The following is a 13000-nucleotide window of genomic DNA, read 5'->3' as shown; positions in this document are numbered from 1 at the left end:
TAGACCTGCCTCTACCGTCAGGTGCCCGTGATGTCGACGTCGGCGCCGCGCCGCCCCGACAGGACGTCGTCTCCCGCGGCGAGGCCTGCCGGCGGGCGGCCGTTCGGTTCCTCCGAGCCGTGGTGGAGGCGGCTGATGCGGGTGTACGGGTGGTCGGCGCCGAGCGAGGCGACGCATTCGTCCAGCGTCTGCTGGTCGAGCTTGGCCGCGTCCTGCGCCTGGCCCGCGGCCAGCAGGCAGTTGGCGTGGTTGATGGCCGCCGCCAGCACCGCCGGGTGGTATTCGTAGAGCTCCTCGCGCAGGCCGTCGTGGGCTCGCTGGCTCAGCGCAAGTGCCTCGTCGACCTGCCCGGCGCCGAGCAGGCAGATCGAGGCGTTCGTCCGGGCGATGTTCAGGACGGGGTGGTCGTCGTCGCCGTGCAGGTCCGTGTAGGCCGCCAGCGCCTCCCGGGCGATCGTCACGGCGTCGAGGTGGCTGGCGGCCGCGTGCAGGTCGAGGGCCCGGTTCAACAGGCAGGCCAGGCGGCCCGGATGCCGCCTCGGGTAGCGGTGGACGTAGTGGTCCAGGGTCTCCTTGGTCAGCACACGGGCCGCGCTCGGGTCATCGCCGCGCCGCAGGGTGACGGCCAGATGCTTGCTCGCGAGCAGGCTCCGGGTCGAGGTCGGGCCCTCGATCTCGCGCAGCCGCTCGCGCGCCTCGTGAATGAGCTGCCAGGCCTCGGTCGAGTCACCGAGCTCGCGCACGCACAGGCCGACCAGGATCTGGGACCACCAGGTGTCGGCGTTGTCCGTGCCGAGCGTGGCCAGCCGGCCGCGCAGGACGGCGCGGACGGTTCGCTGGGCCGCCGCGACGTCCCCGTCGAGGTACTGCGCCACGGCGAGGTTGTCCCCGGCGTCCAGCGCCGACCGGTCGTTCGGCCCGAACTCACGGCAGTAGAGGTCGTAGGTGGTCTGGTCCTCGGCGCGAGCGTCGTTGTACCAGCCGAGCTCACACTTGTCCGCGCCGAACCCGCCCGCCGTCAGCAGCGTGCGCCGGTCGGCGAAACCGAGCAGATGGCGCTGCGCGGCGAGGGTCTGCTCGTCGAGCGCGAACGCCTCGTCGATGCGCCCGGACGAGCGCAGCACGGTCGCCCGCCACGTGCACATCTGCAACGTGATCGGATCATCCGCTCCGAGCGGCTGCCAGTTCGCCAGGCACTCGTCCGTGAGCTCCAGGGCGTCGCCGAGCTCGCCGACGCGCCAGCGCCGGTACACCTCGTAGATCATCCAGCGGCGGACGTCCGGGTCTGGCGACCCGGCGGCGCCGGACGGGCGGATGTGCTTGCGAAGCTCGACGAACATGTCCCGGCCGCTGGGGTCGTCCAGCGCGGTGAGGGACGCGTGCGCGGTCAGCACCCGCCAGACCTCCGCACGGATGAGCGTGGCCTCCGGCTCCGGCAGCCGTTCACGGACGTACAGCTGGGACCGGCCGGGCACGATCAGCCGGTCCCGGGTCGGGTTGACGGCGGCGAGGTTGAGACGTTCGATCCGGTCGATGACGGAGTCGACATCCGGTGGCGCCGCGGCGGTGGGGGCGTCGGAGCCGATGTCGTGGAGCCGCTGGACCATCGCGGCGGACCGCAGCAGCGCCAGCGAGACGCCCTCCTCGGCGAGGAAGGCGCACATCTCCAGCAGCTTCGCGGCGGCCCGGGCGACGGGATCGGCGCTCGTCTTCAGCTCGTTGTACTCCATCGCCCAGGCGCTGCCGCCGCTCCACCGGCCGCGCTCGAGCAGCCGCGCCTGGTAGGACCTGACCGCGTCAGCCGCCGGCAGGGTGCTGCGGCTCAACGAGTTGGCCGCCTGGTTGATGTCGAACGGGAAGTTGTCGACCTGCTCGGCGAGCGGGGCGAGCATGGCGTCGGAGGCACCGGGAAGGCCACGGCGCAGCAGCCGAATGCTCTCCGCCGGGGCGAAGTTGCCGATCTTCACAGCGGAACCGTCGTCCCAGGCGGTGTGGTACGAGGTGATCAGGACGTGACCGAAGGCGGTGCCGGTGGGCATCAGCTCGGACACCGCGTCCGGGTGAGCGGCGTTGTCATAGATCAACAGCCAGCGCCGCAGTGGCGGCTCGCCCAGCGAGAGCGCATCGAGCGCGGCATTGGCGAGCTCGGGCACGTTCTGCGGGACGGGCGCGGATCCGCCGGGCCCGCCGACACCGGCAGCGCCACCGCCGACACCGACGCCCCCAACGCCGCCGACACCGGCGCCGACGCCGCCAGCGCCGAAGCCGGTAGCGCCACCGACGCCGCCACCGACGGCATCGAGGCGCAGACGGCCGGCGAGATCGACGAGGCTCTGGCGAATCGACGCCGGGTCGTCGGCCGGGATCCACCAGACGACGTCGTAGTCGGAGCTGAAACGGTAGGCGAACTCGGCCGCGACCAGGGTCTTGCCCACGCCGCGCGGGCCCGCCAGCACCTGGCGACCGGTAACCACCGAACCCGGTGTCAGCCGGTCGCGCAGTCGCGTCAGCTCCTGCTCCCGGCCGACGAACCAGCCGTAGCGCGGTGGTACCCGGCCCCAGGCGGCCGGCTTCAGCGTGGGGAACCGCGGCCCGCCCGCGTCGCCGTCGGGGGTGGCCACGTCGACGAAGCCAAGATGGTTGAGCAGCCGCTCCCGGGCCGCGGCCTCGTCGAGCCCGCTGATGGTGACGGGTTCCCCGCCGGTGTCCCGAGAAAGCCACTCGGTCTCCGGAGGAGTCACCTGCACCACGGTGATGCGCTGGTCAGGCGCACCGGAATCCTCGATCAACCGCAGGAGATCCGCTCGAGCCGTGCTGCCCTCGGGTGCCTCGCGGTCCAGCGAGGTCGAGGCGATCACGAGCAGCGCGCTGGACCTCGGCAGCCGCCCGGGTGAGCTCAGCGTGCCGGTCGAGGTCACCCGGATACCGAAGCGGCGCAGCTGGCCGGCCACCCAGTCGCCCCAGACCCGGTCGGCCGGGGCCGCGAGAACCACGGCCGAGCGCAGCATCGGCGTGTCCGCGAGCTCGAACTGCCGCACGATGCGCTGCCGTTGCGCGTAGGGGATGAGCGCCCGCTCCGGTAGCGGGCCGCCGTGAATCGTCGCCGCCAGCTCCTCATAGGCCGACAGCAGACTGGACCGAACGCCGGGAGTGTCACCGAACGAGGCGAGAAGCTCCTCATAGGCGTACAGCTGCTTGTAGGGAATCTCCACCTTGGCGAGCCGCTGGACCTGCCGGTCCGAATCGGCATCCAGGTCGAGGACGTCGTTGAACCGGAAGGCGGCGAACAGGCGCCGCCGTTCCAGCCGCCGCTGCTCGCCGTCCTCCACCCGCATCGGGACCGGGATCACCTGGACGGGACGGGGCGCGCTGGAGCGAATACGCTTGGCGACCCAGGTGGCACCGATGATCGACTGGTTGTTCATGACGAAGCCGATGACCGCCACATCCGGGAGCAGCATGGTGCAGATCCCGGAGGCGTCCGAGACGCCGGTGCGGCTGTCGATCAGCACGTAGTCGTAGCCGGCGGACAACATGTTCTCGCGCAACCGGCTGATGAAAACGGTCTCGTCCGGGCCGTCGAACAGCTGGTTCCAGGGAAAGGTCGAGACCCTGAGCTCGTAGAGCGACTGGTACTCGGCGTCGCTGTCCCGCGACTCCTGGCGGCCCGGGCCGAGGAAATCCAGCCGGCCCCCACGCGGAAAGTACTGCCACCGCAGCGTCTCCACGTGGTTCGCGAAGTCCGCGTGCCGCAGCGGGTCCGGCGCGGCGGGGTCGTTCACCGGGTACAGGTCCCGTTCGGTGACGAATTTGGTCAGAATATCGATGACGCCGTCACTGCTGGTCAGGTCCCGGTCGGTGAGAAACGGCCGAAAATAGCGGTGCAGACCGGGTGACTCAAGGTCCCAGTCGATGACCAGGACCTTCATTCCCGCACTCGCCAGGATGAAGGCGACGTTCGCCATCGCCATCGTGCGCCCGGTGCCACCCTTGTAGGAGTAGAAGGTGACGATTCGGGTGGTCGACGGTACCGCCGCCGGCACCGTCACGGGTGCCGTCGATTCCACCGGCACCGCGGCCCGGCCTGAAGCTGAGTCTGTGATCACGCTGTTTCCACCCCCGCGCCGAGCGTTCGATGTGAGGCCGGCCGGGTGGTGTCGGCGGCATCCGACATCCACATCCGATGGTATGGCCTGGCCCACACATTCCTTTCCGGAGCCAGCCGGTCGGTGGCCGGCCCGCCAGTCGCGGCGCTGGACACCAGCGCGGCCCGGCGGCGTTCCGCGAGCAGGCGGTTGCGAGCACGGACGACAAAGGGCCGTGCCGACGACGCGAGCCGCGCGGCATCATCCACGGCCGGCAACCAGGTGCGGGAGCGGAACAGCGCGGCGTCCTCCTTCAACAGATGCCGCAGGCGGTTGGTCAGCACGGCTGCCTGCGCCGCCGTCTCCTCGTCACCCTCAGCGGTGATCAAAAATATTCCCACCACGGCTCCGCTGCGGCGTCGCCATTCCGCCAGCCGGGCCAGCGCATCGTCCGCATTGCCGCCGGAGGCAATCCATGGATCAACAAGAACCGCGACGACGCGCTCATCGTCAAGGGCTGATGGCGGGTTCTCGAACATGCGCACGCTCAACTGTTCGCAGACAATGTCGTGGATTCCGACGTCTTCCATGGTCGCGCGAACGACGTCGAAGGCGGACGCGCCGGTGCCGGGGAGGAAGGGCCGCCATTCGGCCGCGGTGCGTCCGTAGTAGCCGCGGTCACGCCGTTCCGGTGGCAGGTCCTCCTGGGCTGGTACCGCCAGCACCACGGTCGCGCGTCCGCCGCCCGCCCGGCTCCGCTCCCAGGCCGGCGGGGAGGGGACGCCCGGCGGTGCGCCTGCCGAGGCCGCGGTGGGAATCCTCGGTACGAACCGGACATCCTCCTCGCTCATCACCGGGACGGGATCGTGAGCCGCGTCCAGGATCCGTCGCGCGATGCCGACGACGAGCCGCCGGTAGGACTCCGACTCCGGGGCGGTGCGCAGCAGGCGAAGCGCTCCGGTGGTGGCGTACTCGGGCCCGAGGTCTGCGTCGATCAGTGCGTCGGCGGTGGTGGGAGCCGGACTGGCGGCGTCGCTGAACCAGCGGACGCCGATGTGTGCCGGTGACGCTCTGCCGGTGAACTGCAGGTGCCAGCGAAGGCGTTCCCGGAAGAGCCGCCGCTCCCACATCCTCTGCTGATCCCGGAGATAGCCGTCTGTGTTGAGTGAGACCAGAGCGACACAGCTCAGGATTACCGGGTCGATTACCTGGGAGCCGTCTGCTGGAATGCCGAAGCGGGTGCCCGTGACCCGGGTGAACCGGCCACGTATCGACTCAGTGTCACCGGCGCCGGTGCCGACTGCCCGGTCGACTTCGTCCTGGATGTCGTCAAGGAACTGCTCGGCATAGCGGTCCTCGCCGGGTGTGCCGGCGTGATGCAGCACGAAGTTCCTGGTCACGTCGGTCTCCCAGGGATACGGCCGCCGGTCGTCTGTGCTGTTTTCCACCGCCGGGGCAGGCCGCGCGGCACGCTGGCGAAATCCTTATGCTGTGACTCTCCGTCATTCAACGGCATTCCTGCCCCCGTCGCCAGACCATGGTTCAGCATTTCTACACCTCCCAGGCCGTGCGCGCGGCCGAGCGACGGCATCGGAAGCACGGTTGCTGCCGGGTGTGCTGCTTCGCCCGAAAACTCTGCCGACCATTCGCCTGGATGGCCACCGATGGCGCGGGGTGGGTCGTTCATCCTCGGGTCGACCCGAACAGGGGCTCGACCAGTTCCGTCAGATCTCGTTCGAGCGGCGGCAGCGCGGCTGCCGCGATCTTCATCATTCGCTCGGTGAGCAGCCGCATAAGGCGGAGCACGACGCTCTCGTCCTCCTGGATGAGATCCATCACCGGCAGGTCGGACCGGGTGGCGCCGCTGACGTCCAGCATCTGTACCGCCTGCGCCGGTTCGGGTGGTTCACAGGTCAGCGGGAGCCACCGAACCGGAATAATCGCCGCCGGCGGCATGCCACCCGGCGCGGTCGCCAGCCGGATCCGTTCCTGGAAGACCGCCCATTCACGGCCGCACCAGGAGCTGCTGAAATAGTCGTCCGAGCAGAGTGCGATCATCATCGGGCTGCGGCGGACGGCTTCCTGGAGCTCCGCCCGCCAGTGCGCGCCGCCCTCCATGCTGACCCGGTCCAGGAACCCTTTGGTGTTCACCTGCCGCCTGGCGCGCCGGCCGATCTCCGTCTCGAGGCGGCGGTGGAACCGCTCCACCAGATCGCTGTCACGGCGGCGGGCATAGCTCAGGAAGAAATACGGAACGACTCCGTCTGCCAGGTGGGTGGCCGCCGTACCGCCCGGATCGACGAGGAAGGTGCTGTCGAGCGATCCGCTTCCGCTGTGCTGGCCCCAGCGGTGCCGGACGTTGTCGACGTGTCGACGGAACTGCCGGACCGACGGGTCGCCGGCGGCCCGTTCCTCCAGCGCCCGCGCCATGGCGTCGAGCAGTTCCGGCTCGGTCTGCGCCAGGGCGTGCCGGATGAGTGCCATCACCCGCACGGCAAGCGGCTCGTGCCGAGGAAGCAGGATTCGACGCTCGATGCGCTCGGACAGCAGTGCCATCCAGGCGTCGAACGCATCCGGATCGTTGATGATCCAGACACCCATGAGCGCGGCGTGAATGCTGAAGACGTCCCGTTGGGGCACGGAGGGCTGGCCGGCCTCGTCCGCCGTGGGATGGGTGCCTTCGGTCAGGTCGATCGGCGGCGCAGACGCCGGGTGCGGCTCCGTCGGCGGCCGTCTCCTGCCGCCGGCCGGAGGCTGTGGTGTCTGTGGTGTCTGTGATGTCTGCGGAGATTCCACGGGGGGCGCGGAAAGGCTCGGCTGGGCCGCTCGGGGATCTGCTCCTGGATCGTCGACCATCATGCTCATCAGCCGGAGGTGGAGGTCTCGCGGCAGGTCGTTGTACCGCTGGGAGTCGGTCAGGAGCGCGATGCACCGCTGCAGCGATATCTCGCGGCGGACGAGGTGGCCGGCCACCTCGGCGATGAGACCCGGGCGATCCCGCAGCAGGCGTGCGAGGTGGTCGGCCTCTCCCCGGTTCACCGGCGCCGTCTCCGTGAGCAGAAACACCGACTCGGCTCTGCTCAGCGGACCGATCGCGACGGTGTTCTGGGCCCAGGAGCCGGCATTTCTGGCCACAACCAGGACGTGCGAGCCGTCCTGGGGGAAATACTCCTTGATGGAGTCGGGATCATCGGCCGCGATGAATACCAGCAGCCGCCTGGGCGTGTCGCCGGCCGGCCGGGCGGCGCCGCCTTCTTCCGGTGGGCCTCCAGCGGGTTCGAGGGATTCCTGGGATTCCTGGAATCCCGGCGACTCCTCCGCGGGTAGCCGATCGAGCTGCTCGTCGATACTCAGGTCGCCCTGGCAGGAAATCCACCAGATCACGTCGTACCGCATCCGGAACCGGTTCGAGTACTCGATCGCCACCTCGGACTCACCCAGGTCCGGCAGTGCGTCCTTCGCCACCACCACGGCGTGTCCGTCCCGGCCGAGCAGCGCCGCGATCCGGTCCAGGTCGTCGTCCCGCCCGGTGAAGAAGTCGTTCTCCACCGGTGCGTTGGACCGTGGCGGCGAGTGCGGGCCCCGGGCCGGCAGGGGCGTGGCCTGCGGTGCGGGGTGGCCAGCCCGGCCCCGGCCCCGGCCCTGGCCCTGGCCCTGGACCTGGGCCAGCAGTCGCTCCAGCGCGGCTGCCGAGGCGCCCCGCAGGTCGATGGTGGACATCGAGCGCAGCGGTTCGGGCAGAGGCTCGGGATCGAGCACGACGCGCAGGATCCTGCCGCGCAGTGCACCCTCGCCGGCGAGTAACTCCCACTGCTCCAGCTCGGTCACCGCGGCGCTCAGGTCTGCGCGGGCGACGCAGTACTCCCGGGACAGCAGGCAGATCAGCCGGTCCGCGCCGGACTGCTCGACCGCGCGCAAGGTCTCGGACAGCCGGTCACCGCGCAGCGGATTCCAGCGGATCAGGTCAACCTGATGCCCGCGTGCGCGGAGAAGATCCCTGATCCAGTCCGCCCAGGGCTGGTTCGGCCCGACGTAGCTGACCGCGACGTGTGCGGGGCTGACCGCGACGTGTGCGGGGCCGGCACGGTGACCGGCCCCCGTGTCGGACGGGCCCTGGTCGGCCGGGTCGCCGGCGGGCGAGCTCGCGGTGGGAGAGCTCACGGCGGACGGATTCGGGGGTGGGAACCAGGGAGATGTGGTGCGCAGAGATGCGGCGGGCCGGGGCCCTTCCGCCGGCACCCCGAAGGCGGGCGGCAGCGCCTCCGCGGCCGCGGTGGACAGGACGGGCGGCGGTGTTCGGCGGGCCGCCGCGACCAGGTCGGCGATCAGCTCCACAACCTCGAAGTAGCCGCCCTTTCCCCATTGCTGGGTCCGGATCAGCGTGTGCAGGTCGTGCGCGGCATAGGAACGGCCGAGCCTCGCCGCCACCCGTTCGGCCGGGTTGCCAGGCAGGCCATGGACCGCCGACCAGTGCGCGGACTGACCGCGTCTCCACACCAGGGGCAGCAGATGAGGGGTGTCCGCACCGCGGGTGGCCTGCGCGGGGTTGGTGGGACGCAGCCGCAGCCGTTCGGTGAACACCGCCCACTCCCGGCCGCACCAGTCGTCCTCGAAGAAATCATCGCGACACAGGGCGACCATGACAGGCAGGCGGGCCGCGGCGTCGATTCCGCGAACCGGCACGTCAGGGGCGCCGGGGCGTGGACGTGCATTCAGTACACCGGTCATCGAAGCGCCCTCACGGACGCGCAGTGCACGCTCGAGATCGGAGTGAAAGTGCCTGATCCAGGGGGTGTCGGCGTCGAAGGCTGAGCTCAGGAGAAAACAGTCCTTCATATCGCCCCCGTCAAGCCGGGCACCACATCCCACACTGCCGGGACCCGGGCAGGCAGCACCGCGCGTATTTCTGTCTGCATGCTAGCCCAACCGACGCGCGGAAGTGCCCGGGTATATGCCGGTCTTTGATGACGGCTGGCTGACAGGTGGCTGCGCCGGGTAGGTATCCGGCTTGGCCGTCGACTGTGCCGGAGGCCACTTTTTGCTCCCGCGCGAGTTTGCCATGCGCCCGGCGGGCGTTGTTCGTATTGCGTTCAGAGGGCGGTTGCCCCGCCGCGGGAGCCTCCGTCAGGAGCGCGATTCTGCTCCCTTCTGCCTGTGTCCCTGCGAGAAGGAGTGGCTGCGTTGTTCGGATCTTCCCGAGGAAGAGTGCGACTGGCTGTCGCCGGTGCCCTCGCCCTGGCGGCGCTGGGACTGTCCGGCCTGCCGGCGTCGGCCGACGGCCCGACGAGTGTGCGGATCAACGAGGTCGAGTCGAGCGGTGGTTCGCCCGGCGACTGGGTGGAGCTGGTGAACACCGGCGCCACGGCGGTGGATCTGTCCGGATGGGTGGTGAAGGACAACGACGACTCGCACGTGTTCACGATCGCGTCGGGCACGTCGCTGGCCGCCGGCGGGCGGGTGGTCGTCGATGTCGAGTCGGCCTACGGGCTGGGCAGCTCCGATTCGGTGCGGCTGTACCAGTCCGGCGGCACCACGTTGATCGACTCCTACACCTGGACGTCGCACGCGTCGACGACCTACGGGCGCTGCCCGGACGGGACGGGTTCGTTCGCCACCACACTCGCCTCGACCCGGGGCACCACCAACTCCTGCTCCGGCTCGGCCTGGCCCGGTGACTCGGCGGTGGCGGTGGCCGACGCCACGAACGTCTTCGGATCGAACCTCAGCGGCGTGTCGTTCCAGAGCTCGAGCGTTCTGTGGGCGGTGAAGAACGGCACCGGCACGTTGTACCGCCTCGTTCCCAGCGGTTCGACCTGGATCCGTGACACGACCGGCGGCTGGTCCAGCGGCAAGGTGCTGCACTACGCGAACGGCTCCGGCGACCCGGACGCCGAAGGCGTCGTCGTGAGCCCGGATGGCGTCCTGGTGGCAACCGAACGGAACAACAGCAACGACAACGTCAGTCTGCTGAAGGTCCTGCGGTACGACGGTTCATCCACCGCGACGTCGTTGAACGCCACCGCGGAGTGGAACCTCACCGCGGACCTGCCGTCGTCGGATCCCAACAGCGGGCTCGAATCCATCGCCTGGGTGCCGGACACCTATCTGACCGCGCATGGCTTCCGTGATGAGCACACCAACAGCACCTACAACCCGGCCAACTACGCCGGCCACGGCACCGGCCTGTACTTCGTCGGCCTCGAGTCCAACGGGACGATCTACGCCTACGCGCTCGACCAGGCCGGCGGTGGCTACACCAGGGTCGCCACCTTCGGCAGCGGCCTGGCAACGCTGATGGATCTGGAGTTCGACGCGGTGACCGGCCATCTGTGGGCCGTCTGTGACAACACCTGCGCGGGTAGGGCCACCACGTCGGACATCAACGGCCAGGGCCAGTTCGCCGTGACCGCCACCTACCAGCGGCCCACGGGGATGGGCAACTACAACAACGAGGGCTTCGCCATCTCGCCGCAGGCCTGCGCGGCCGGCCGCAGGCCGGTCATCTGGGCCGATGACAGCAACGACGCCAGCCACGCGCTGCGCAGCGGAACCCTGACCTGCTGACCTGCTGAATCTGTTGTCCTGAGCTGGTTCCGCCTCTCGGGTCCTGGACTCGGGACCCGAGAGGCGGGAGGCGGGAGGACGCCGAGGATCACCCGTGCCGGCGGGGGGCGGCACCGTCACGTGGTGATCGTCGGACCGCCCGCCGCTACGGAGCGGGCTGGCTGCCCGCAGTGGGTTCCGGCGATCCGCCGGAGGTTGCCGTGGCCGTGGCAGCCGACCTGGCCTGCTGCAGGGCGGCCATCTCACGCTCGACCATCGCCTCGTGCACCCGCTCGTCCTCGCGGGCCAGCCGAGGGCTCCACCGTCCGGTCAGCAGGAAGATGAACGGGACGAACACGATCTGGCCCGCGACGCACACCCACCACCAGTTCTGCCACTGGCTCGGGTTGTCCTTCTGGGCGTCGGCGACCTCCGTGCCGTGGGCACCGAGGTAGGCGAGGTCGTCCGGTGGGATCGCGGCCTCGGCGGAGGTCAGGACGGCGCCGTACTTCTGCACGAGGGCGAGATCGGCCTTGACGTCGGGGTCGCCCAGCCTGGTGAGCAGCTCGACCGCCGTCGGCTGCGGGACGCCGAGCTCCTTGACGATGTCGGCGAGGGCCGCGCCGATCGCGGTGCCGTCGGGCGGGTCCTGCTGCAACGCCTTCAGCGTGTCCGGGTCGATCGCCTGCGCGGTGGCGAGCTCCCGGGACCGCTCCCGCACGGCCGTCGACACCGCCGCTGCCTCGGTGGCGGTGGCACCCTGCTCGGCCGCGACCTGGCCGAGCGCCCTGGACAGCGCCGCCGTGTCCTCGGGGTTCCTGGCCAGTGCGGCCGAGGTCGCCGGGTCGATCGCGGAGAGAACCGCGACCTCCTTGGGATGCGCCGTGACGATGTGCTCGACGCGGGTCCCCTTGTCGACGAGGACGGATGTGGCGGGCAGCGCGAACGTGAAGAGGATCAGTGCGACGCTGACGACGACGCGCAGGATCCAGCCCCAGATGGCGAGACCGGTGGCGGTCGCCGCGGGGCTGTGCTTCTCGACCGTCTCGGTGAAGGCCGCCATCCAGGCCACGTAGGCGATTCCGCTGCCGGCGGCGCTGAGCACGAAATAGAAGGCGATCGCGTAGTAGCCGGTGTCGGGGTCGGTCGTCGACAACGCGAACAGAATGTTCCCGACGACGCTGATCGCCATGCCGACGACCATGAAGGGCTTGCGGACCCGGAAGTGGTCCGACAACGCTCCGGCGACGACCAGGGCGATCGCGTTGGAGATCCAGTACCAGTTGGCCACCGCGTTCGCCCGCGCCTCGGAGTACCCGTGGACGGTGGCGAAGTAGACGACGGCGAAGCCGACCAGAATGTAATAGAGCAGCAGGAAGGTGCTGATCGCGAAGGCGGGCCCGATCACGTTGGGTTTCAGCACCCGTCGCCAGGACCCGGCGGACGCCTGTTCGGGGTCGATGCCCGCGGCCCGGGCCTCGATCAGCGCGCGGTCGCGCATGCTGACCATGAGCTGGTCACGCAGCGCCGGTGCCAGCTCCCGAAGCCCGACCAGGGCGACCACGAACATCACCAGACCGACCACGCCACAGACGTAGAACTGGAAGCGCCAGTCGGGGTGCTCGTCCAGGGTGTTGCTCGACACGCTGGTGACCGTGAGGCTGCCGAGTACCGGGCCCAGGGTCCAGAAGCCCATGGCGAGGCCCCGCCCGACCTGCGGTGAGAAGTCCCGGACCAGTGCCGGAGTGGCCACCAGCACGATTCCCTCGACGAAGCACAGCACTGAGTACATGACGGTGAAACCGGCCTTGCCGGGTGCGTTCGGCAGCCCCAGCAGTGCGATCAGGGCCACCGCGAGCACGCCGACCACGACGAGGTTGGCCCGGCCCCAGCGGTCGGTGAGACCGGCGAAAAGCGATGCGAAGGCGCCGATCGCATTGCCGATGACGCTGACGAAGACGAAGGCCGTGAACGAGAAGTGGTAATGCTCGATGATCTGCGTCGCGACCGCGCCCTGGGTGTACAGCGCGTAGTAGAGAAAAACGGCCACGAGGACGGTGATCGCGAGATAGAGGCCGCGGGGTCCATTGGCGGGGTAGTGGGCGAGCTGGCGTAACCAGAGCCTGCGGATGCCATTTCGATCCGGGCTGCGGGTGTCGGCCGGCGGATCGATCGTCAGACTCAAATGACTGTCCTCCGCGGTCGTCGGTCGGGGCCGAGGCGAGACGCTCGCTCGGCGCGACAGGCGGCGCGCGACCGGCGGGCGATGTGGCGTGCGCCACAGCTAGGCACGGTAAGCGACGGGGTGGCAACTAAGCAAGCGATTAGTCAGCACCAGGTTCCTGGACTGTGAAGACGAACCTGTGACCTGC

Annotated in this window: 5 protein-coding genes; 1 reads left to right on the top strand and 4 read right to left on the bottom strand. The window is 69.7% G+C overall.

The features are described from left to right. Positions 1-17: 17 nt before the first annotated feature. The 3 genes from fxsT to ACG83_RS00770 all read right to left on the bottom strand — a co-directional run bounded on the left by fxsT (position 18) and on the right by ACG83_RS00770 (position 8813). Entirely contained in the window at positions 18-4106 is a 4089-nt protein-coding gene (gene fxsT, locus ACG83_RS00780; protein ID WP_054564240.1) for an FxSxx-COOH system tetratricopeptide repeat protein, read from the bottom strand. Next, on the bottom strand, positions 4103-5485 hold the full coding sequence (gene fsxC / locus ACG83_RS00775) for an FxsC protein (protein ID WP_235497481.1): 1383 nt from the start codon (positions 5483-5485) through the stop codon (positions 4103-4105). Before fsxC ends, fxsT begins: the two co-directional genes overlap by 4 nt. A gap of 283 nt (positions 5486-5768) precedes the next feature. Further along, positions 5769-8813, bottom strand: coding sequence for a TIR domain-containing protein (locus ACG83_RS00770; protein ID WP_161934714.1), 3045 nt, complete (start codon positions 8811-8813; stop codon positions 5769-5771). A gap of 453 nt (positions 8814-9266) precedes the next feature. Here ACG83_RS00770 and ACG83_RS00765 point away from each other — a divergent pair, with 453 nt between their 5' ends. Then, on the top strand, positions 9267-10649 hold the full coding sequence (locus ACG83_RS00765; RefSeq protein ID WP_083472945.1) for a lamin tail domain-containing protein: 1383 nt from the start codon (positions 9267-9269) through the stop codon (positions 10647-10649). 145 nt (positions 10650-10794) lie between these two features. Here the strand turns inward: ACG83_RS00765 and ACG83_RS00760 are convergent, their stop codons facing one another. Beyond that, complete coding sequence (locus ACG83_RS00760; RefSeq protein ID WP_054564238.1) at positions 10795-12813, bottom strand: MFS transporter; 2019 nt, start codon at positions 12811-12813, stop codon at positions 10795-10797. Positions 12814-13000: the final 187 nt, after the last annotated feature.

This window comes from Frankia sp. R43 (assembly GCF_001306465.1).
In the GTDB taxonomy this organism is placed as follows: domain Bacteria; phylum Actinomycetota; class Actinomycetes; order Frankiales; family Frankiaceae; genus Parafrankia; species Parafrankia irregularis.
The sequence above is the reverse complement of the archived record's forward strand: the minus strand, read 5'-3'. Positions and strand labels throughout refer to the sequence as shown.

Excerpts from the sequence above, each read along its gene's own strand:
- ACG83_RS00770 (WP_161934714.1), bottom strand. The coding sequence starts at position 8,813 with ATGACCGGTGTACTGAATGCACGTCCACGCCCCGGCGCCCCTGACGTG.